Raw genomic sequence first — 23362 nt, 5'->3', positions numbered from 1 at the left:
CATGCAGGCCCGTTGTGGAAAAATCCCGTCCAGTCAGGGATCGGTCTGACATGCGCTGACGAAAAAACAGCCCTACGGCTGCCAGGAACTCTTCTCGCCACTCAACTTGCGATCAAGAAAACTCGCCGCACTGATCAGCGCCAGATGCGTCAGCGCTTGCGGCGTGTTGCCCAGGTGCCGCCCATGGCTGTCGAACTCTTCGGCGTACAGCCCAAGCGGATTGGCATATCGCAGCAATTGCTCGAACTCCAGGTGGGCTTTTTCCACCTGGCCGGCGCGGGCCAGGCATTCGACGTACCAGAACGAACACGCGGCGAACGCGCCTTCAGTGCCACTGAGGCCATCGATGTTGGCGTCCTCGTTGCGATAGCGATAGACCATGCCGTCACGCACCAGGGTTTTTTCGATTGCTTCCAGAGTCGACAGCCAGCGCGGATCCTTGGCGCTGACGAAGCGCACCAGCGGCATCAGCAGCATCGAGCCATCCAGTGCGGTACCGCCCTTGTACTGGACGAAATGCCCGCGTTCTTCGTTCCAGAAGTTGTCCCAGATGTCGGTGTAGATCGCTTGCCGGGTGTCATCCCAACGGGCGAACGGCGCCGGCAGCGAACGCTTGGAAGCCAGACGGATCGCCCGGTCCAGCGCCACCCAGCACATCAGCCGCGAGTGCAGGAAATGATGAGTCTCGCCGCGCATCTCCCAGATGCCGACATCTTCGCTCTGCCAGTTTTCGCAGACCTGATCGACCACTTCGCCGACATGCCGCCAGCCTTCGTGGGAGATCGCATCACCGTACTTGTTTACCAGATACACCGCGTCCATCAGCTCGCCGAAGATGTCCAGTTGGACCTGATCGTAGGCACCATTGCCGATGCGCACCGGTTGCGCGCCGCCGTGGCCGGACAGGTGCGTGAGTTCGGTTTCCGGCAACTCCTGCTGGCCGTCGATGGCATAGAGGATGTTGAGCTTAATCGGTTTGCCGCAGCAATCGCTGACCCGTCCGCGCAGCCATTGCATGTAGTGGTTGGCTTCATCGACAAAGCCCAGGCGCATGAACGCGTAAACCGTGAACGAGGCATCGCGGATCCACGTGTAGCGGTAATCCCAGTTGCGTTCGCCGCCGGGGGTTTCCGGCAGGCCGAAGGTGGCGGCGGCGAGGATCGCACCGTGGCGACGCGAGGTCAGCAGTTTCAGGGCGAGGGCGGAGCGATTGACGATTTCCCGCCAGCGCCCGCGATAGTTGGATTGGCCGATCCAGCCGCGCCAGTATTTCAGGGTGCGCTCCATGCACAACTCGCCGGCGCCTTCGGCAAAACGCGGATCGTCGCTGCCGCCGAGCATGAATGCGGCGGTTTCATTGTGCTTGAGGGTGAACTGCGCGACGGCCGCTTGTGCATCGATTTGCAGTGCTTGATCTGAAGCCAGGCGTATCGACGGCTGGCCAGCGGCGTGGAACGTTACGTCTTTTTCGTTCATCTCTGCCCGGGTGTCGGCGCGGCCATAGTCGTGGCGCACCGCGCAACGCAGATTGAACGTCGCCGAGCCGCTGACCACGCGCACCCGGCGCATCAGCAGCGGCAGGGCGTCGACATCGTCTCCGATGGGCAACAGATCGGTGATTTCCACCACTGCGTGCTCACTTAGCCAACGGGTCTGCAAGACGTTGGTGTCGGGCAGATAAATCTGTTCCCGGCGCGCATCCGGCAAGTCCGGCGCGAGCTGGAAAATCCCTGCTTGCGGGGTGTCGAGCAGCGAGCAGAAGATCGTCGGGCTGTCGAACTCCGGCCAGCAGAAAAAATCCACGCTGCCCTTGTCATTGACCAGTGCGGCGCTGCGCATGTCGCCGATGATGCCGTGGGCACCGATGGGACTTTGTTGTTCCACTTCAGGCTCAGCCATTGCCGCGAAACTCCGGATAGAGGCTCATCCCGCCATCGATGAACAGGGTGGTGCCGACGATGTAATCGGACAGATCGGAAGCGAGGAAAACCACTGCGTTGGCGACATCCTCGACATCGCCGATGCGCCCGTACGGAATCAGCTCAAGAAGTTTTTCGCCGGCCGCGCCTTCAGTGGCTTCTGTGTTGATGGCCGTGCTGATCGCACCGGGCGCGATGCTGTTGATACGGATGCGCTGGTGGCTGACTTCCTGAGCGAGGCTCTGCATCAACTGATCGACGCCGCCCTTGGACGCCGCGTAATTGACATGCCCGGCCCATGGAATGCGCTGGTGCACCGAGCTCATGTGAATGATCTTGCCCGCCGCGCGCGACACGCCTTCGCGTACGCCCTGACGCTGAAAAATCCGCAACGCCTCCCGCGCGCAGAGGAACTGCCCGGTGAGGTTGACGCCGATCACCGTGTTCCAGTCGTCGAGCGTCATGTCCACGGCAGCGGCGTCTTTTTGCAGGCCGGAGTTGGCCACCAGAATGTCCAGCGAGCCGAAGGCTTCGACGGTCTCTTTGAACAGCCTTTCGACCTCTTCTTCTTTCGAGACATCGGCGCCGATAGCGAGGGCCTTGCCGCCCTCAGCGTTGATCTGTGCAGCCAGTTCTTCGGCGGGTTCGGCGCTGCTGTTGTAGTTGATCACGACCGCAGCACCGGCTGCAGCGAGTGCTTTGGCGGCGGCATGGCCGATGCCGGAGCTGGCACCAGTGACCAGCGCCACCTGATGAGCGAGGGAAATCTGCATGACGATTCGCGCCTTGGTTCCAGAGACTTAAGTAGCTGACTGATGGCAGACGCTGAGAGTTCATTTGCTGGAAGCGGTGATTGCGCTGGCGCCTTCGCGAGCAGGCTCGCTCCCACAGGGGACGGCATTTCGAATGTGCGAGCGAAGGGGCCTTCACAGACCGCTAACAATTGCGCGCTTCCACGGCATTCAAGGCTATGGCAACTTGGCCGCCCCTGATGAGGCTGCAATCGATGGCAAACCCCTACCGCGAATTGTTCACCGCCCCGGTGCCCGTGCTTTTGTACTGGCCGGGATGCTGGCGCGCATGCCGATTTCCATGACCGGCATCGGCCTCATCACCATGCTTGCGCAGTTGAACGGCGGTTATGCGCTGGCGGGGGCGGTGGCGGCGACGTTTGCCTTGGCCACGGCGTTTTGCGCGCCGCAGGTATCGCGGTTGGTGGACCGTTATGGGCAGGGGCGGGTGCTGCCAGTCGCAGCGCTGACCGGTGGCGGCGGGTTATTGATGTTGCTGCTGTGCACGCGTTTGCAGGCGCCGGACTGGACATTGTTCGTGTTCGCCGCGCTGGCCGGGTGCATGCCGAGCATGTCGGCGATGGTGCGGGCGCGCTGGACCGAGATCTATCGTGGCCAGCCGCAATTGCAGACGGCGTATGCGCTGGAATCGGTGCTCGACGAAGTGTGTTTTATCGTCGGGCCGCCGCTGTCGGTGGGCTTGTCGGTCGCGGTGTTTCCCGAGGCCGGGCCGCTGGCGGCGTTGTTGGCCCTGGCCATCGGCGTGACGGTGTTTGTCGCCCAGCGCAGCACCGAGCCGCCCGTGCACGCGCAGGAGTCGCAGCATCAGGGCTCGATCATTCGCTCGACCGACGTGCAATGGCTGCTGGCGTTGATGCTGGCGATGGGCGTGATCGTCGGAGTCATCGATGTGGTCAGCGTCGCTTTCGCTCAACATCAGGGCCAGCCGGCAGCGGCGAGTATAGTTTTGTCGGTGTACGCGATCGGCTCGTGCCTGGCCGGCATCGCCTTCGGTGCGATGCGTTCGAAACTGCCGTTGCCGCGCCTGTTTCTCTACGGCGGCGTGGCGACGGCGGTGACCACGCTGCCGCTGCTTTTGGCGAGCAACATCCTTGGCTTGTCGATCGCGGTATTTATCGCCGGGCTGTTTTTTTCGCCGACGTTGATTGTGGCGATGGCGTTGATCGAACGCATCGTGCCGCCGGCCAAACTGACTGAAGGCCTGACCTGGCTGGTGACCGGGCTGAGCATCGGCGTGGCGATCGGCGCCGCTGGTTCCGGAGCGCTGGTGGATGCGTTTGGCGCGCGCAGCGGCTTCTGGCTGGCGATTGCGGCGGGGGCGGTGGTGCTGGTTTCAGCGTTTCAAAGTTTCCGTCACTTGAAATGAAATTCCACTGTGGGAGCGAGCCTGCTCGCGAAGGCGGTGTGTCAGTAAATATCTTCATACCTGATACAACGCATTCGCGAGCAGGCTCGCTCCCACAGTTATTTTGCAGTGTTACCAGCCTCGTCCTGAGTTGACCCAGAAGTTGACTGACAGCGAAGTCGACACCGACTCCACCTGATGGAACCAGCCCTCTGGCAAAAACAGCAGATCCCCGGCCTCCAGCGTCACCCGCAAAAACGTCACCTCCCGCGCTGCCGGGAAGCGCTCATAGTCCGGCGCGTCCGGGTTGAAATCGCAGCCATCCAGGCCTCCCTTGGGCGCTGTCGACCAAGTGCCCAGCGCCTCGCGGTGGTGCGGCGCGGCAAGGGTGAATTTCTTCTGCCCCCAGACCTGGGCGAAGAGGTTGTCGGTGTCATCGCGGTGCAACGGCGTCAGCGTGCCCTTGGGGCCGATCCAGATACGTGGCGGAATGAACAACGACGTGTCGAAGTAGGGCGGGTACTGGATCTGCTGCTGCAATTGCGCGGGCAGAATGTTGTTGCCCATGTACGCCGGCGGCTCGCCGTCCGCGCCTTTGACCGCCGGGCTGTCCAGCGAGGCGATGAACTCGGCCATTGAGGTCGAGCGGAAATCACGCTCGGTGGAAAAGGTCTTCTTCACGTAATCGCCATGGCGGGTGATGCCTTGCAGTTCGGCGAAATGCACCAGCGATTCCTCACGGCTCAGGCTGAACAGCGGCCAGTCGTGCAGCGCATTGCTGATCACCAACGGAATGCCGTTGGGCAGATACCGGGTTTCGAATTCGTGTCGGCTCAACTCGGCGCGCGCCCGGCGCTCGATGCTGGTCTGCCGAGGCAGCGCGGCAGTGAGCTTTTCACTGAAGCGCGGCGGCGTCGGGTAGCGCTTGTTCATGTCGACCTTTGCCACCGTGCCGCCACCCTGGCGGGCGTGGTCGATAATTTGCGGCAACATCGTCGCCAGGCCCATGTTGCCGCTAATCTTCAGGCGACCGCTGGCGAACAGTTCCTCGACATTGACCACGCCGGCCATGATCCCCAAAAAGTCCTTTTCCGCGACTTCGATGGTCACGTCCGGGCTTGGATGGCGCCCGACTGCCGTGCGCTGGCTGGTCTTGATGTCGTACCAGTACGCCTGCTGCGCGCTGAAAATGAACTGGAAAACCCCCTCGATGCCGACCGCGCCGGCGTTGGCGAACAACTTGCCCAGAATGCTCTGCAGGTCCACGGTGATTCCCTCGCGATTGTTGTTTTTTTCCTGAACAGGCAACGAGCGGCTGGCGGGGGAATTTAGCGGCCGGGCGACTAATTTGTCCGGCCAGTGATCCGTCTTTCTTGCAGACACATTTTTCAAGGAAAGCGCGGTGACCAAGCTGACATTGCTGTGCCTGCCCTACTCGGGCGCCAGCGCCATGGTTTACAGCCGCTGGCGGCGCCAACTGCCGACGTGGCTGCAATTGCAACCGGTGGAACTGCCGGGGCGTGGCGCGCGGTTCGATGAACCGCTGCAAACCGACATGCGCGCACTGGCGCGGCAACTGGCGCGCGAGCACAAGCCGGGGTTGCAAGGCCCGTATGCGTTGTTCGGGCATAGCCTCGGTGCGTTGCTCGCCTGCGAAATGGCCCATGCCTTTCGCGAATTGGGTGTGCCGGAGCCGCTGGCGCTGTTCGCCTCCGGCACCGCCGCACCGTCCATGCGCAGCGATTACGACCGCGGCTTTGCCGAACCGCGCAGTGATGAAGAACTCATCGAACAGTTGCGCACCTTTCAGGGCACCAGCGAAGAAGTCCTCGCCAATAAAGAGCTGATGAGCCTGACCCTGCCGGTGCTGCGCGCCGATTTCATGATGTGCGGCCGCTTCACGCCTGCCGAGCGGCCCTTGCTCAATTGCCCGGTGCACGTGCTCGGTGGCAAGGAAGACCGCGCCACCACCGAACAACTGATCGGCTGGAGCAAGGAGACCCTGGGCAGCTTCTCGGTGGACATGATGACCGGCGGGCACTTCTTCATTCATGAGCACGAAGCGCGGGTCATTCGCACGATCAAGACGCATCTGGAAGTGCATCACCGGCGCTATGCGCAGGCCGCGCAACCGGCGTTCTGAGACGCGACCCATCTATCATTTTCAGGAGGCCAGTCATGGCTGTTGCTCTGGGGTTTTCCGTGCGGCCGTTGCTGCCGCAGCGCGGACGTTTGCCGCTGTTGGTCGAAGCAAGCGATGCCGACACCGATCTGTTGGCGGTATTCGATGAATTGAAGGCCTTGGTCGACGAGCATCTGCTGCGCGACGGTGGCGTGCTGTTTCGCGGTTTTCGCCTCGACGGCGCCGAGCAGTTTCGCCAGTTTGCCGCGAGTTTCGGCCATCCATTGCTCAACTACGAGTTCGGCTCGACGCCGCGTACCAACGTCACCCAAGGCGTGTACACCTCCACCGAATACCCGGCGCACCAGAGCATTCCGCTGCACAACGAACAGGCCTATTCCCGCGACTGGCCGATGAAGATCTGGTTCTACAGCATGATCGCCGCCAAGTCGGGAGGCGAGACGCCGATTGCCGACAGCCGCGAAGTCTACCGACGCATCCCGGTGGCGATCCGCGAGCGTTTCGTCAGTAAAGGCCTGATGTACGTGCGCAACTTCGGCAATGGCCTCGATGTGGCATGGGAAGACGTGTTCAACACCGAAGACCGCGAAGTCGTCGAGGCCTACTGCAAGGCTCACGGCATTGTCTGCGAGTGGAAGGACGACGGTGAGCTGCGCACGCGCCAGACCTGTCAGGCGGTGGCGGTGCACCCGGTCACGGGCGACCACGTCTGGTTCAATCAGGCGCACCTGTTTCACATCTCCAACCTGCCAGCGGACGTGCGCGAAAGCTTGCTCGACATCGTCGACGAAGAAGACCTGCCACGTAACGTCTACTACGGCGACGGCTCGCCGATCGAAGACGAGGTGCTGGCTCAGATTCGTGCGGTGCTCGACGACTGTGCGATCAGTTTCCCCTGGCAGGAAGGCGATGTGTTGATGCTCGACAACATGCTCTCGGCTCACGCGCGCTCACCGTTCGAAGGGCCGCGCAAAGTCATCGTGGCCATGGCCGAGGGGCATTCGCAGGACGTGCGCTGACCTGTTCGCAACCCTTCAACTCAAATGCCGAATCCGGGCCTGTACCGGCTTCGGCATTTGTCTGTCTGGCCTTCGTACCGTCGGGCCGTGATTGCCGCTGGCGCGCTAAATCATCGCGCCGGCCATTCGTTCTTGTTGATACGACCGGGTCTCCAGGTCACGCCGCCGATCAGCAAGGACTCCACGCATGAATGCCGCAGACGCACAGAAACTAGCCCGCCGCTTTATCGAATTGCCCCAGGACAAACGCCGTCTGTTCCTCGCCGGCATGGCCCGCGAAGGCATCGATTTTGCGCAGCTGCCCATGACCGCCTGCGACGGCATCGCCGAGCGTGACGGCCTGTCTTACGCGCAACAGCGCATGTGGTTTCTCTGGCAACTGGAGCCGACCAGCGCCGCCTACAACCTGCCGATGGCTGTGCGTCTGGATGGTGAGTTGCAAGTCGAGGCACTGGAGCAGGCCTTCAGCCGTCTGGCGGCGCGCCACGAATGTTTGCGCACCACCTTCGGCCAGGATGGCGAGCGGGCCTTCCAGCGCGTGGCCGAACCGCAGCCGCTGAAACTGCCAGTGACTGACTTGAGCACGGTGCCCGAAGCCCAGCGCTGGCCGCTGGCGCAGCAGCACATGATGGCCGAGGCGACGCAGGCCTTCGACCTGCAGAACGGCCCGCTGCTGAGCCTGCGGCTGTTGCGCCTGGCCGAGCAGGAACATGTGCTGCTGCTGACCCTGCATCACATCATCGCCGACGGCTGGTCGATGAATATTCTGATCGACGAATTCATGCGCACCTACGACGCGTTGGTCGCCGGGCGTGATCCGACGCTGGCGCCGTTGAGCGTGCATTACCGCGACTACGCACTGTGGCAGCGCAGCTGGCTGGAGGCCGGTGAGCGCGAGCGGCAACTGGACTACTGGCGCACGCAACTGGGCGACGAACATCCGGTGCTGGAATTGCCCACCGATCGCGCCTATCCGGCGCAGTCCAGCCATCAGGGCGCACGCCTGGAGACGGTGATCGACGCAGCCCTGCGCGAAGAGCTGAAAAACCTTGCCCAGCGTCAGGGCGTGACATTGTTTGTGGTGTTGCTGGCGGCGTTCAAGACCTTGTTGCATCGCTACAGCGGCCAGACCGATATTCGTGTCGGCGGGCTAATAGCCAACCGCACCCGCAGTGAAACCGAAGGGCTGATCGGCTTCTTCGTCAACACGCAGATCCTGCGCAGCGCGGTCACTGCACAAACGCCATTCGCCGAGCTGCTGCAGAGCCTGCGCCAGGCTGCACTGGGTGCTCAGGCCCATCAGGATCTGCCGTTCGACGCCTTGATCGAAGCCCTGCAACCGGCGCGCAGTCAGAGCCACAATCCGCTGTTTCAGGTGATGTTCAACCACCAGCCGCTGGTCACCGATCTGCACCAGGCGCAACTGGCCTCGGGTTTGCGCGTGGGCTATTTGAGCGAGGAGCAACTGGCCGGCAGCGGCCGGCAACATGCGGCCACCAGTGACCTGATGCTCGACACTCGCGAGGAGGGCGAGCAACTGTTTGCTGCCTTCACTTACGCCACGGATATTTTCGACGCCGCGACCATCGCCGCGCTGGCCGGGCATTGGCGCAAGATTCTCCAGTCGGTGTGCCGCGATCCGCAGCAGTTGATCGGCGATGTGGCGATGCTTGCCGAAGACGAACGCCACGCCTTGATCCAGGCCACCGCGCCAGCGCCTCGTTTCACTAGCGTGCAAAGCCTGTTCGAAGCGCAAGTCGCGCGCACTGGGCAAGCGCCGGCGGTGCGGTTGGCCACAGCGCCTGCGCCGGCATTCAGCTACGACGAACTCAACAGCCGCAGCAATCGTCTGGCCCATCAGTTGCGCGCACAGGGTGTCGGCCCGGACGTGCTGGTCGGTGTCGCGCTGGGGCGCTCTCTGGAATTGGCGGTAGCGCTGCTGGCCGTGCTCAAGGCCGGCGGTGCCTATGTGCCGCTGGATCCGCAGACGCCGGCCGAACGCTTGCGCCACGTGCTCGCTGACAGTGGCTTGAAACTGTTGCTCGGCGACCGGCAAAGCCTCGCCAGCCTGCCGCCGCTCGACGACATCGAATGCCTGTGCCTGGAGCAGTTGCCCGACAGCGAGCAGAGCGACAACCTGCCGGTCACGGTCGAAGCCGACAACCTCGCTTACGTGATCTACACCTCTGGCTCCACCGGACGGCCGAAAGGCGTGGCGGTCAGTCATGGCGCGCTGAGCGAGTTCATTGCCCGCGCCATCGATTACAGCGATCTGCGCGAAGGCGACCGGGTTCTGCAATTCGCCACCAGCAGTTTCGACGGTTTCGTCGAGCAGTTTTTCCCGCCGCTGTGCCATGGCGCCAGCGTGGTCATGCGCGATGCACCGCTGTGGGACAGCGCGACGCTGCATCAGGTGATCATCGATCAGGGCATTACCCTGGCTGATCTGCCAGCGGCCTACTGGTATTGGCTGGTGCAGGAATATGCGGCGAAACCGCCGGCAAGTTTCGGCGCGCTGCGGCAGATTCACGTCGGCGGTGAAGCCATGGCGGTGGACGGTTTGCGCTTGTGGCAACAGGCCGGGCTCGGCCATGTGCGCCTGCTCAATACCTACGGCCCGACCGAGGCCACGGTGGTCTCGACGATTCATGACTGCACCGCGCTGACCGCGCAGGACGTGTCGTGGCGCGGCATGCCGATCGGCAAGCGCCTGGCGGCGCGGCGTCTGTACGTGCTCGACGATGATCTGAACCTGCTGCCGCAAGGCGCGGTGGGCGAGTTGTATATCGGTGGGCCGGGGCTGGCGCGCGGTTATCACCGTCAGCCGAGCCTCAGCGCCGAGCGTTTCATTGCCGACCCGTTTGCCGACGGTCAGCGCCTGTATCGCACCGGCGACCGTGCGCGGCTGCGCGGCGATGGCGCGCTGGAATATGTCGGTCGGGTCGATCATCAAGTGAAGATTCGTGGCTTTCGCATCGAACTGGGCGAGATCGAATCGCGCCTGCAGCAATGTCCGGGCGTTCGCGAGGCAGTGGTGCTGGCGGTGCCGTTCGCCGGCGGTGCGCAACTGGTCGCCTACGTGGTGACGGAGTTGGCAGTGCTCGCCAGCACGGCAACGCAAACTGCGTTCCGTCAGCAGACCCGCGCTGCGCTGCAAGCCAGCCTGCCGGATTACATGGTGCCGGGGCATCTGTTGTTGCTGGCGAACCTGCCGCTGACGGCGAGCGGCAAGCTCGACCGCAAGGCCTTGCCGACGCCGGATCCTGCGCAGTTGCAGGGCGATTACCGCGCCCCGCAATCACCGGCCGAACAATGTCTGGCGCAGGTCTGGGCCGAGGTGCTGCACGTGCCGCGTGTGGGCCTGGACGATCACTTTTTTGAACTGGGCGGCCATTCGTTGTTGGCCGCGCAAGTGATTGCCCGGGTCAAGGAGCAGATGGGCGTGGTGCTGCCGCTGCGCAGCCTGTTCGAAAAACCGCTGCTGGCGGATCTCGCCGAGGTGCTCGGGCAACTGGCCGAGGCGAGCGGCGACGACGACTGGTCCGACCTGGATCAGTTCATGAATGCTTTGCAAGGAGAAGAAGTATGAGCGGCACGATGGCGGAACGTATTGCAAAAGGTTCGTCGGCCTGCCGCTGGAACAGCGTCGGCTGTTTCTGGCCAAATTGCGCGAGGAGGGCAAGGATTTCAGCCTGTTGCCGCTGCCGGTCAGCCGCCACGACTGCGCGCAGATTCCCCTGTCGTTCGCCCAGCAGCGCCTGCTGTTTCTCTGGCAACTGGAACCGCAGAGCGCCGCGTACAACATGGCCGCTGGCTTGCGTCTCAAAGGTTCGCTGAATGAGTCAGCCCTGAGCCGCTCGTTCGATCATCTGCTGGCGCGTCATGAAGTGTTGCGCACGGTGTTTCACACCGACGGTGATCAAGCGCATCAGCTGATTCTCGAGCAACAAAGTATTGCGCTGGAACGCTTCGATCTGACCGGCACCGCCGCGCAAGAGCGCGAAGAACTGCTCGCGCAACACGTACAAGACGTCACCGCGCAACCGTTCGATCTGCGCCACGGCCCGTTGCTGCGCGCCAGCCTGTTTGCTTTGGCCGACGATGAGTTCGTGCTGGTGGTGAGCATGCATCACATCGTCTCCGATGGCTGGTCGATGGACGTCATGGTCAAGGAGTTCGTGCAGTGCTATCAGGCGTTCAGCCTGCAGCGCGAGCCGCAGTTGCCGGCGTTGCCATTGCAGTACGCCGACTATGCGATCTGGCAGCGGCGCTGGCTGGAAGCCGGCGAGGGCGAACGCCAGCTCGACTACTGGCGTCAGCAACTGGGCGACGAGCATCCGCTGCTGGAAGTGGCAGCGGACTTTGCCCGACCGCTGACGCAAAGCTTTGCAGGACAGACCCTGAGTTTCGATTTCGGTGCTGACCTTTCGCAGCAGCTCAATGCCTTCGCGCGCAGCCAGGGCATCAGCCTGTTCATGCTGGTGCTGGCCGGGTTCTCGCTGTTCCTTTCGCGTCTGGCCGGCGAGCGCGACATTCGTGTCGGCGTGCCGAATGCCAACCGTGGCCGCGCCGAAGTCGAAGGGCTGATCGGTTTCTTCGTCAACACCCAGGTGCTGCGTTGCCAGATCGATGAGCGCGGCAGTTTCACGGATTTGCTCGCGCAGGTGCGTGAAGCGGCATTCGGCGCACAGGCACATCAGGAGTTGCCGTTCGAGCAACTGGTCGACGAATTGGTCGCCGAACGCACCCTGGGCCACAACCCACTGTTCCAGGCCAAGTTCAACCAGAACGTCGGCATGCAGAAACAACGCTCGATGGCCTTGCCCGGCCTGACCGTCAGCGAATACCCGCTGGCCAAGGACGGCACGCACTTCGATCTGGCCCTGGACATCACCGACGACGGCGCACTGATCCACGGTCAGATGACCTACGCCAGCGATCTCTATCGGGCGCAAACGGTCGCCGGTTTTGTGCCGATGTTGCTGGATCTGTTTGCACAGTTGCTCGACTCGCCGCAGGCGCCACTGCACACCGTGGCCACGCGGCGGCCTGCTGCGCTTGCCATTCACCGCGAACCGGCGTTGACGGTGTTGCAGCACTGGGCGCGTGAAGTGGCCCGGCAGCCGCAGGCGCTGGCCGCTCGGGATCTCAAGCAAACGGTGACTTTCCAGGCGCTGGATGAACAAGCCAATCGTCTCGCCCATTATTTGCGTGCGCAGGGCGTCAATGTCGGCGATCCGGTAGCGGTGCTGCTCGAGCGTTCGCTGGACTGGCTGACTTGCCTGCTGGCGATTCTCAAGGCTGGCGCGGTGTACATGCCGCTCGACGTCAAGGCGCCAAGCGCGCGCCTGCAACAGATGCTCGGCGCTGCGCAGGCCCGTGCGCTGATCGGTGCTGAAGGCGACGCACGGCTCAGCGAATTGGCGGGTGAGGGCTGTCAGGGTCTGGAGTTTGCGCCAGGTCAGTGGCGCTCGCTGCCGACGTCCGCGCCTGAGCTGACGCTGTATGCGCAGTCGCCGGCCTACGTGATTCACACCTCCGGTTCCACCGGGCTACCCAAGGGCGTGCTGGTCAGCCACGGCGCGCTGGGCAGTTATGTGCGCGGCGTACTCGAACGTCTGGCTCCGGCGCCCGAGGCGAGCATGGCGCTGGTCTCGACCATCGCCGCCGACCTTGGCTTCACCGTGCTGTTCGGCGCGTTGTGCTCCGGTCGTTTGCTACATGTGCTGCCAGAAGAACTCGGCTTCGACCCGGATCGCTTTTCCGAATACATGGCCTGCCATCGCGTTGGCGTGCTGAAGATCGTTCCCGGCCATCTCGCCGCGCTGTTGCAGGCGGCCAAGCCTGCCGACGTGCTGCCTGAAGACGCACTGATCGTCGGCGGCGAAGCCTGTTCGCCGGCGCTGGTCGAGCGCGTTCAGCAACTTAAGCCGGGCTGCCGCCTGATCAACCACTACGGGCCGAGCGAAACCACCGTGGGTGTGCTGACCCATGAGGTCGAAGAACTCCCCGCCCAGGCGCGTAGTGTTCCGATCGGCGCAGCGCTGGCCGGTGCCCATGTCTATGTGCTCGACGATGTGCTCAACCCGGTAGCCGATCAGGTCGCTGGTGAGTTGTACATCGGTGGCGACAGCGTTGCCCTTGGCTACCTGAATCAGCCGGCGCTGACCGCCGAACGATTCCTGCCCGACCCGTTCGGCGCAGCGGGCGCGCGGGTCTACCGCAGCGGCGACCGGGTCCGGCGCAACCGCAAGCAGGCGCTGGAATTCATCGGTCGTGCCGACGATCAGGTCAAAGTGCGCGGCTACCGTGTCGAGCCTGCGGAAGTCGCGCGGGTGTTGCTCCGCCTTGATGGCGTCAGCGAAGCCGCCGTGCTCGCGCTGCCACTGGATGACGATCCGGCGCGCCTGCAACTGCTGGCATGGTGCGTGCCGGCAGTGGGCGCGAAGGTGCAGGCGCAGGATCTGCGCGAGCAATTGCAGGCGCGGCTGCCGGATTACCTGGTGCCGGCGCAGTTAGTGTTGCTGGAAAAGCTGCCGCTGACTGCCAACGGCAAACTCGACAAGCGTGCCTTGCCAGTGCCCGGCGTGGTCAGCCAGCAGTTCGTCGCGCCGGTCGGTGAGATCGAAGAGAAACTGGCCGCGACCTGGGCCGAGGTGCTCAAGCTCGAAAGGGTCGGCAGCAGCGATAACTTCTTCGAACTGGGTGGCGACTCGATCCTCAGCTTGCAGATCATCGCCCGGGCCAAGCGCCAGGGCATCAAGCTCAGCCCCAAGCAGTTGTTCGAAAAACAGACCATCGGCCAACTGGCTGCCGTGGCCAAACTGATCGAAGCCAAACCGGCTGCCGTCGCCGCACCTGTGGCACGCGGGCCGTTGCCGTTGCTGCCGATTCAGGTGCGCTTCTTCGAGACGCCGATTGCCCAGCGCCAGCATTGGAACCAGTCGGTAATGCTGCAACCGACCCTGGCGCTGGACGCCGTGCATTTGCGCAAGGCGCTGGCGACGTTGGTCGAACAGCACGAAGCGCTGGCCTTGAGCTTTGTGCAGTCGGGCGATCACTGGCAGGCACTGCCGCAGCCGCAGGGTGATGCCGAATTGCTCTGGGTTCGCGAGCTGGACAACCTCGATGCCTTGCCCGTCGTGGCCGACGCAGCGCAGCGCAGCCTGGACCTGCAGCGCGGGCAGTTGCTGCGCGCGGTGCTGGTCAACCTGCCGAACGCCGAGCAGCGCTTGTTGCTGGTGATCCATCATCTGGTGGTCGACGGCGTGTCGTGGCGCATTCTGCTTGAGGACTTGCAGCAGGCTTACCAGGCATTGGCGGCGGGGACGGCGCCGGTGTTGCCGGGCCAGAGCAGTTCGCTGCACAACTGGGCCGAGCAGTTGCATCGTTATGCACAGAGCGAAACGTTGGCGGCCGAAAGCGCTTATTGGCACCAGACCCTGGCTGCCGACGAAGCGGCCCTGCCACGGGATTTCGCCGAGGACAGCCAGAACCGCGCCCAGGCTGCCCGCGCCAGTACGCGCCTGAGCCAGACATTGACCGACAAACTGCTGAAAGTCGCCCCGGCGGCCTACCGCACGCAAATCAACGACCTGTTGCTGACCGCATTGGCGCGGGTGTTGTGTGACTGGAGCGAGCAGCCTTCGGTGTTGATCCAGCTCGAAGGCCATGGTCGTGAAGACCTGTTCGAAGACATCGACCTGAGCCGCACGGTCGGCTGGTTCAGCAGCCTGTTCCCGGTGCGCCTGACCCCGCAGGCCAATCCCGCTGCGTCGCTGTGCGCGATCAAGGAGCAACTGCGCGCCGTGCCGGGCAAAGGCATCGGTTATGGCGTGCTGCGTTACCTCACGCGTGCTGCCGAGTTGCAGACGCTGGCGCAACCACGGGTGACCTTCAATTACCTCGGTCAGTTCGACGGCGCGTTCAGCGCCGAGCAAGGCGCGTTGTTCCTGCCGAGCAGCGACAGCACTGGCGCCAATCAGGATGGGCAAGCGCCGCTGGGCAATTGGTTGAGCGTTGACGGTCAGGTCTTCGGCGGAGAGCTGGAGCTGACCTGGACCTTCGGCAGCGGCATGTATCGCGCCGAGACCATCGAGGCGCTGGCCGAGGCTTATCGCCGCGAACTGGAACGCCTGATCGAACATTGCTGCGCGAGCGGCGCAGGAGGCGTGACTCCTTCGGATTTCAACCTCGCCAACCTGACCCAGGCGCAGCTGTCGGCATTGCCGATTGCGCCGCGTGACATCGTCGATCTGTACCCGCTGTCGCCGATGCAGCAAGGCATTCTGTTCCACAGCCGCAACGAGCCGGATAGCCCGGCCTACACCAATCAGCTGCGCGTCGACGTCGAGCAGCTCGACGCCGAGCGCTTCCGCCAGGCCTGGCAGCAGACCCTCGAAGCCCACGATATTCTGCGCACGGCGTTCGTCTGGCCGCAGGATGCCGCCGCGCCGGTGCAGGTGGTCCGCAGCCGTGTGCAGATGCCGTGGCAGGTGCAGGACTGGCGCGGTCGCGCCGGCCTTGATTCAGCACTTGATCATCTCGCCGCTGAAGATTTGCAACGTGGGTTCGATTTGCTCGACGCGCCGCTGTTGCGCGTGACGCTGGTGCGCAGCGCTGAAAACTCCTATCACCTGATCTACACCTGCCATCACATCCTGATGGACGGCTGGAGCACTTCGCAGTTGTTCGGCGAAGTGCTGCAACGTTACGCCGGCATCGTGCCGAGCACAGGGCAGGGGCGTTATCGCGATTACATCAAATGGCTCGGCCAGCGCGATCAGCAAGCCAGTCGGCAGTTCTGGAGCACGGCGCTGGCGGATCTCGAAGAGCCGACGCGACTGGCCAGTACCATGCCGGTCAGGCACGCGGCCAGCGGCTATGCCGATCACGAGCATGTGTTCAGCGAACCGCTGACCGCGGAACTGAACCGCTTCGCCCGCGAGCAGAAAGTCACCCTCAACACGCTGGTACAAGCGGCGTGGCTGCTGCTGTTGCGGCGCTATACCGGCCAGGATCACGTGACGTTCGGCGCGACGGTCGCCGGACGGCCGACGGATTTGCCGGGTGTCGAGCAGCAGATCGGTCTGTTCATCAACACCTTGCCGGTGGTGGCGGCGCCATCGCCGGAGATCGGCGTCAGCCAATGGCTGCAACAGGTGCAAGACCTCAACCTGGCCTTGCGCGAGCACGAACACACGCCGCTGTATGACATTCAGCGCTGGGCCGGGGCGGGTGCCGGCGCGTTGTTCGACAGCATTCTGGTGTTCGAAAACTACCCGATGGCCGAAGCCTTGGCTCAGGGTCCGCAGACCGGCCTGAAATTCTCGGCGATCCGCCGTCAGGAGCAGACCAATTATCCGCTGACCCTGGTGGCGATCACCGGCCGTGAGCTGAGTCTGGGCGTGAGTTACGATCAGGCCAGTTTCGACGCTCAAGCGATCAATGCGTTGAGTGCGCAGTTGCAAGGCCTGCTCGAGCAGTTCCTCGCCGACGCCACGCAGCCGCTGGGGGCGCTGCAACTGCTCGCCGAGCCACAACGGCAACAAGCGATCGAGTGGGGCAAGGCGTCGGTTACCACGCCGGATCAATGCACGGTGCTGGCGCACATCGCCGCGCAAGTGCAACGTCAGCCGCAGGCGAACGCGGTGCTGTTCGCTGAGCAATCCATCGCTTACCAAAACCTCGATACCCGGGCCAATCGTCTGGCGCACAAGCTGCAAGGCATGGGCGTCGGGCCGGAAGTGCGCGTCGGCGTGTGCATGCGCCGCACGCCGGACATGCTGGTCGGCTTGCTGGCGATCCTCAAGGCCGGTGGCGCTTATGTGCCGCTGGACCCGGATTACCCGCAGGAGCGCTTGCTGCACATGCTCGACGACAGCCGCGCGGCGGTGCTGCTCACTGAGCCAGCGGCCTTGGCGATGCTGCCCGAAACCTTGAATGCGCAGGTGCTGTTGGTGGACGAGAGCGTAGCCAGCAAATACCCGGCCACTGCGCCACTGGTTAATCTCGCGGCAGACAATCTGGCGTACGTGATCTACACCTCCGGCTCCACCGGCAAGCCGAAAGGCGTAGCCATCAGCCACGGCAATCTGTCGGCGCTGATTCAGTGGTCAGCGGGTGTCTATCGCGAAGAACAATTGCGCGGTGTGCTGGCCTCGACCTCGATCTGCTTCGATCTGTCGGTGTGGGAAATCTTCGTCACGCTGGCCTGCGGTGGCTGCCTGGTATTGGCCGACAACGCCCTGGCGCTGGCGGATTTGCCGGCGCGCGAGCAGGTCACCCTGATCAACACTGTGCCGTCGGCGATTGCCGCGTTGCAACGGGCCGGGCAGATCCCGACTTCGGTCGGCACCATCAATCTGGCCGGCGAACCGCTCAAGCAGAGTCTGGTCGACAGCCTCTACGCCAGCACTCAGGTGCAGCAGGTCTACGACCTCTACGGGCCGTCGGAGGACACCACTTATTCAACCTTCACCCTGCGCACGCCGCAGGGCCGGGCGAACATTGGCCGGCCACTGGACAACACCGTGGCGTACCTGCTCGACAGTCAGTTGCAGGTGCTGCCCGAGGGCGTGGCGGCCGAGCTGTACCTGGCGGGTGCCGGGGTGACGCGCGGCTATCTGCGTCGTGCCGCGCTGACCGCCGAACGCTTTGTGCCGAATCCTTACGCGAGCAACGGCGAGCGCCTGTACCGCACCGGCGATCTGGTGCGCCAGGGCGACGATGGCAACATCGAGTACATCGGTCGCGCCGACCATCAGGTGAAGATTCGCGGTTTCCGCATCGAACTCAGCGAGATCGAAGCGCGCCTGCTGGAACTCGACGATATCGGCGAAGCGGTGGTACTGGCGCAGGACGGCGCCGCTGGCAAACACCTGCATGCCTACCTCGTCGCCGCGCTCGCCAGCGAGCGGTCGACGCTGACCGAGCGGGTGCGCAGTGCGTTGGCCATTCGCTTGCCGGCGCACATGCTGCCGGGGCATCTGCACCTGATCGATGCGATCCCGCTGACGCCCAACGGCAAGCTTGATCGCAAGGCGCTGATGGCGTTGGGCGAGAGCCCGACGCAGGAGCAATACCAGGCACCGCAAAGCGACTTGCAGTGGGAGGTCGCGACGATCTGGCAGCAAGTGCTGGAAGTCGAGCGGGTAGGGCTGGCGGACAACTTCTTCCAGCTCGGCGGCCATTCGTTACTGGCGACGCTGGTGGTGACCCGGGTGCAGGAGCGCCTCGGCGACAAGGTGCCGCTCAAGGCGTTGTTCGAAACCGACACCCTCAAGGATTTCTGCGCGCGGATCGAAGCGCTGCGCGTCGAAATGTCGCCCGTTCAGGATGAATTGGCTAAATCACTGGAGGCCCTCAAACGTCTATCCCTCGATGATCTGGAAAAACTGATTTCTTGAGAGGGAAAAACGCGTGCAAGAGTTAATCGAGTCGGTAGGACAACTTTCGGCTAAGCAAAGAAAGGCTCTGGCGGTTCTGCTCAAGCAGAAAGGCGTCAACCTCTTTGACATTGCCCCGGTTTTCAAGCGCACGGCTGAAGAGCCGTTGCTGCTGTCCTACGCTCAGCAGCGCCAGTGGTTCCTCTGGCAGTGGGCACCGCACAGCGCGGCCTACAACATTCCGACGGCCCTGCGCTTGCAGGGGCCGCTGGATGTGCCGGCACTGGAACGCAGCATCGCGGCGTTGATCGAGCGCCACGAAACCTTGCGCACGGTGTTCTCTCAAGACAGCGCGCAACCCTTGCAAGTGGTCCTGCCCGCAGGACCTTTACCCTCGATATTCACAACCTGAGCGCTGAGCTGGCGAATGACCCGGAGCACTCGATCGAGGCTTTCGTCCAGACCCAGAGCCAGAAGACTTTCGACCTGCAGCACGGCCCGTTGCTGCGTGCCGCGCTGCTGCAGGTCGACCCCGCTGAGCATGTGCTGGTGCTGACCCTGCACCACATCGTTTCCGATGGCTGGTCGCTGCAAGTGATGATCGAGGAACTGGTGCAGCTCTATGCCGGTTTCAACCTCGGTCACGACGCCGGTCTGCCGGCCCTGCCGATTCAATACGCCGATTACGCCTTGTGGCAGCGCCAGTGGATGGAGGCCGGTGAGCAGGAGCGACAACTGGCCTACTGGCAGGCAAAACTCGGCGGCGAGCAACCGGTGCTGGAACTGCCGCTTGATCGCCCGCGCGCGGTGGAGCAGAGCTTCGCCGGCGCCAGCTACAACCTGATTCTTGATCCGGCGCTGAGCCATGCCCTCAAGGCGTTTGCCCGGCAGGAAAACGTCACCCTGTTCGTGTTGCTGCTGGCTTCGTTTCAGGCCTTGCTGCATCGCTACAGCGGGCAAAGCGACATCCGTGTCGGCGTGCCGGTGGCCAACCGTGGCCGGGTGGAAATCGAGCGGCTGATCGGCTTCTTCGTCAACACCCAGGTGCTCAAGGCGGACATCGACGCAGAGCTGCCGTTTGTCGAACTGCTGCGTCAGGTCAAACAGACCGCGCAGGAGGCGCAGGCGCATCAGGACTTGCCTTTCGAGCAACTGGTCGAAGCGCTGGAGCCGGGCCGCAGCCTCAGCCACAGTCCGCTGTTCCAGGTGATGTTCAACCACCAGGCCGAGCGCCGCGCAAGCGTCGCCACACGCCTCAACGGCCTGAACATCGAACCGCTGGAATGGCAGAGCCAGACCGCGCAGTTCGACCTGACCCTCAACACCACCGAGCAGGCCCACGGCATCGAAGCCGTGCTCAAGTACGCCACTGACCTGTTCGACGCAGCGACCATCGAGCGCCTGGCGCAACACTGGACCGCGCTGTTGCAGGCGATCGTCGCCGAGCCGACCCGGTGCATCGGCCAATTGCCGATGCTCGACGCCGGCCAGCAGCAACAGCTGTTGGCGCAATGGAATCCGTCGCTGGTTGAACAACCGCTGACGCCGTGCATCCAGCAAGCCATTGAGGCCCAGGCCGAGCGGCATGCCGACGCGGTGGCCGTGACCTTCGCAGGACAACGCCTGACCTACGCTGAACTCAATCGCCGCGCCAACCAGTGGGCGCATACGCTGCTCGAGCAGGGCGTCGGCCCGGACGTGCGCGTCGGTGTGGCGGTGGAGCGTTCGCTGGACATGATCGTCGCCATTCTCGCGGTGCTGAAAGCGGGCGGCGCCTATGTGCCGCTGGACCCGAGCTACCCGGATGACCGCTTGCGCTACATGATCGACGACAGCGGTATTCAATTGCTGTTGACCCAGGGCCATTTGCTCGGGCAATTGCCGCTGCCGCCGGGGCTGATCTGCCTCGATCTGAATCAGGCGCCGGAGCACGGCATCGCAAGCAACCCGCCATGCCTGACCACGCCGGACAATCTGGCCTACGTCATCTACACCTCCGGTTCCACCGGCAAACCCAAGGGCGCGTTGCTGCCGCACGGCAACGTGATGCGCCTGTTCAGCGCCACCGCGCACTGGTTCGATTTCGGCGCGCAGGACAGCTGGACGCTGTTCCATTCCTACGCGTTCGACTTTTCGGTGTGGGAGATTTTTGGCGCGCTGCTGTACGGCGGCAAACTGGTGGTCGTGCCCCACGACGTCAGCCGTTCGCCAGAGGATTTCTACACGCTGCTGTGCGATGAAAATGTCACGGTGCTGAACCAGACACCGTCGGCGTTCAAGCCGTTGATGCAGGTCGCCTGCGAGTCGAGCCGCAGTAATACCCTGCGTTACGTGGTGTTCGGCGGCGAGGCGCTGGAAGTACAGAATCTGCGCCCGTGGTTCGAACGTTTTGGCGACCGCACGCCGACGCTGATCAACATGTACGGCATCACCGAAACCACCGTGCACGTGACCTACCGGCCATTGTCGCTGGCGGATCTGCACAGCAATCACAGCAGCCCGATTGGCGCGCCGATTGTCGACCTGTCGTGGTACTTGCTCGACAGCTCGCTGAACCTGGTGCCGCAAGGCTGCATCGGTGAGTTGTACATCGCTGGCGCCGGTCTCGCCCGTGGTTATCTGAATCAGGCCGGCATGAGCGCCACCCGCTTCGTGCCCGATCCGTTCAACCACAAGGCCGGCCAGCGTCTGTACCGTACCGGCGACCTCGCACGGCTGCGCGGCGACGGGGTGATCGAGTACATCGGTCGTATCGACCACCAAGTGAAGATCCGTGGTTTCCGCATCGAGCTCGGCGAAATCGAAGCGCAACTGCTCAAGCATCCACAGGTGCGCGAAGCGGTGGTGCTGGCGGTGGACGGTCTCAGCGGTCAGCAACTGGCGACCTGGGTCGTGCCGGTTGAGACATTGAACACGGACGAGCAGGGCGCGCTGCGTGATTCGATCAAGCTGCACCTGCGCGAAACCCTGCCGGATTATATGGTCCCGGTCAGTTGGGCGTTCCTCGACCGACTGCCGCTGACCGCCAACGGCAAGCTCGATCGCAAACAACTGCCGCAGCCGGACGTTGCGCACGTGCAAGAGGCCTACGCCGCGCCGCGCAGCGAACTGGAACAGCGTCTGGCGGAGATTTGGCAGGACGTGCTCAAGGTCGAACGGGTCGGGCTTCACGATAATTTCTTCGAGCTGGGCGGCGATTCGATCATTTCGATTCAAGTGGTCAGCCGCGCTCGGCAGGCTGGCATTCGCTTCACGCCCAAGGATATTTTCCAGCACCAGACCGTGCAGCGTCTGGCCACCGTCGCGCAACAGAGCGACGCCGTGCAGACGGAGCAGGGCGAGGTGCTTGGCGATGCGCCGCTGACGCCGATCCAGCAGTATTTCTTCCACAGCGACATCCCGGCGCGGCATCACTGGAACCAGTCGATCCTGCTGACCCCGGCGAAAACCCTGCAAGCCGCAGCCCTGCAACAGGCCCTGGCGCAGGTGCAAAAACAGCATGACGCCTTGCGTCTGCGCTATCGCCAAACCGAGCAGGGCTGGCAGCAAAGCCACGGCGCGGAGGATCAACCACAAGCGTTATTGCGCACTTTCACGCTGGACGACAGCGCGGCATTGCCAGCGCTGTGCCTGGACCTGCAACGCAGCCTCGACCTGCACAACGGCCCGCTGATCCGCGCGGCGCTGGTCGATATGCCGGACGCCAGTCAGCGTCTGTTGCTGGTGATTCATCACCTGGTGGTCGATGGCGTGTCGTGGCGAATCCTGCTGGAAGACCTGCAAAGCGCCTATCAGCAGATCAGCAGCGGACAGAGCGTGCATCTGCCGGCCAAGACCAGCGCGTTCAAGGACTGGGGTTTGCGCCTGCAAGAACATGCGCGCAGCGCGGCGCTGGGCAGCGAACTGAGCTACTGGCGCGAACAGTTGCGCGACGTTCCGCTCGGTTTGCCGCTGGATAATCCGCAGGGCCAGTTGTACAACCGCTTCGAACGCAGCGTCGACACGCGGCTGGACGCCGAACGCACTCGCCAGCTGCTGCAACAGGCCCCGGCGGCCTACCGCACTCAGGTCAACGACCTGCTGCTGACCGCACTGGCGCGGGTGTTGTGTGAGTGGACCGCCAGCGACAGTGCGCTGGTGCAGCTCGAAGGCCATGGCCGCGAAGACCTCTTCGATGACATCGACTTGAGCCGCACCGTGGGCTGGTTCACCAGCATGTTCCCGGTGCGCCTGACACCAAACGCCAGCCTGGAAACCTCGATCAAAGGCATCAAGGAGCAACTGCGCGCGATCCCGAACAAGGGCATCGGCTTCGGCTTGCTGCGTTATCTCGGCACCGCCGAAGCACAAGCGGCACTCCATGAACTGGCGCAACCGCAGGTAACGTTCAACTACCTCGGCCAGTTCGATAACAACTTCGACGAAGACGCCTTGTGGCGGCCGGCCACCGAAGACAAGGGCGCCGGTCAGGACGCAAACGCGCCGATGGCCAATTGGCTGACCATCGATGGCCGGGTTTATCAGGGCCAGTTGAGCCTGACCTGGACCTACAGCAGCGACGTCTTCGAGGAGGCGACCATTGTCGGTTTGGCCCGCGCCTACGAAGTGGCGCTGAGCGAATTGATCGACCACTGCCTCAGTCATTCCGGGGGCTGACTCCGTCCGACGTGCCGCTGGCCGGTTTGTCCCAGGCGCATCTGGACAGCCTGCCGATCGCCGCCCAGCGCATCGAGGACA

The 23362-nt window shown here is 63.4% G+C and carries 7 protein-coding genes and 2 pseudogenes; 6 read left to right on the top strand and 3 right to left on the bottom strand.

Going from position 1 to position 23362, the window contains the following annotated elements:
* Positions 1-72: 72 nt before the first annotated feature.
* Together ACZZ0K_RS14490 and ACZZ0K_RS14485 are read right to left on the bottom strand one after the other, a co-directional pair.
* Positions 73-1899, bottom strand: coding sequence for a glycoside hydrolase family 15 protein (locus ACZZ0K_RS14490; RefSeq protein ID WP_258707859.1), 1827 nt, complete (start codon positions 1897-1899; stop codon positions 73-75).
* Positions 1892-2692, bottom strand: a complete 801-nt coding sequence (locus ACZZ0K_RS14485; RefSeq protein ID WP_258707860.1) for a glucose 1-dehydrogenase — start codon at positions 2690-2692, stop codon at positions 1892-1894. The genes ACZZ0K_RS14490 and ACZZ0K_RS14485 overlap by 8 nt, the downstream gene beginning before the upstream one ends.
* A 233-nt stretch (positions 2693-2925) precedes the next feature.
* Here ACZZ0K_RS14485 and ACZZ0K_RS14480 point away from each other — a divergent pair.
* Positions 2926-4097 (top strand): annotated as a pseudogene (locus tag ACZZ0K_RS14480) (MFS transporter).
* Between the two features lie 111 nt (positions 4098-4208).
* Here the strand turns inward: ACZZ0K_RS14480 and ACZZ0K_RS14475 are convergent.
* Complete coding sequence (locus ACZZ0K_RS14475) at positions 4209-5342, bottom strand: cupin-like domain-containing protein (RefSeq protein WP_258707862.1); 1134 nt, start codon at positions 5340-5342, stop codon at positions 4209-4211.
* Positions 5343-5478: 136 nt separating this feature from the next.
* Between ACZZ0K_RS14475 and ACZZ0K_RS14470 the strand changes: the two genes are divergently transcribed.
* The 5 genes and pseudogenes from ACZZ0K_RS14470 to ACZZ0K_RS14450 all read left to right on the top strand — a co-directional run.
* The gene (locus ACZZ0K_RS14470; protein ID WP_258707863.1) at positions 5479-6219 is read left to right on the top strand and encodes a thioesterase II family protein; all 741 of its coding nucleotides are present in this window, start codon (positions 5479-5481) and stop codon (positions 6217-6219) included.
* A gap of 35 nt (positions 6220-6254) precedes the next feature.
* Positions 6255-7238 (top strand): TauD/TfdA family dioxygenase, encoded by a 984-nt coding sequence (locus ACZZ0K_RS14465; protein ID WP_258707864.1) that lies wholly within the window; start codon positions 6255-6257, stop codon positions 7236-7238.
* Between the two features lie 187 nt (positions 7239-7425).
* Positions 7426-10827, top strand: a complete 3402-nt coding sequence (locus tag ACZZ0K_RS14460) for an amino acid adenylation domain-containing protein (RefSeq protein WP_258707865.1) — start codon at positions 7426-7428, stop codon at positions 10825-10827.
* Complete coding sequence (locus ACZZ0K_RS14455) at positions 10802-18646, top strand: amino acid adenylation domain-containing protein (RefSeq protein ID WP_463559155.1); 7845 nt, start codon at positions 10802-10804, stop codon at positions 18644-18646. The genes ACZZ0K_RS14460 and ACZZ0K_RS14455 overlap by 26 nt, the downstream gene beginning before the upstream one ends.
* A 13-nt stretch (positions 18647-18659) precedes the next feature.
* Positions 18660-23260: pseudogene (locus ACZZ0K_RS14450) on the top strand (amino acid adenylation domain-containing protein); the annotation flags it as partial.
* Between the last annotated feature and the right edge of the window lie 102 nt (positions 23261-23362).

It is taken from the genome of Pseudomonas sp. AC255 (assembly GCF_979258175.1).
The sequence above is the reverse complement of the archived record's forward strand: the minus strand, read 5'-3'. Positions and strand labels throughout refer to the sequence as shown.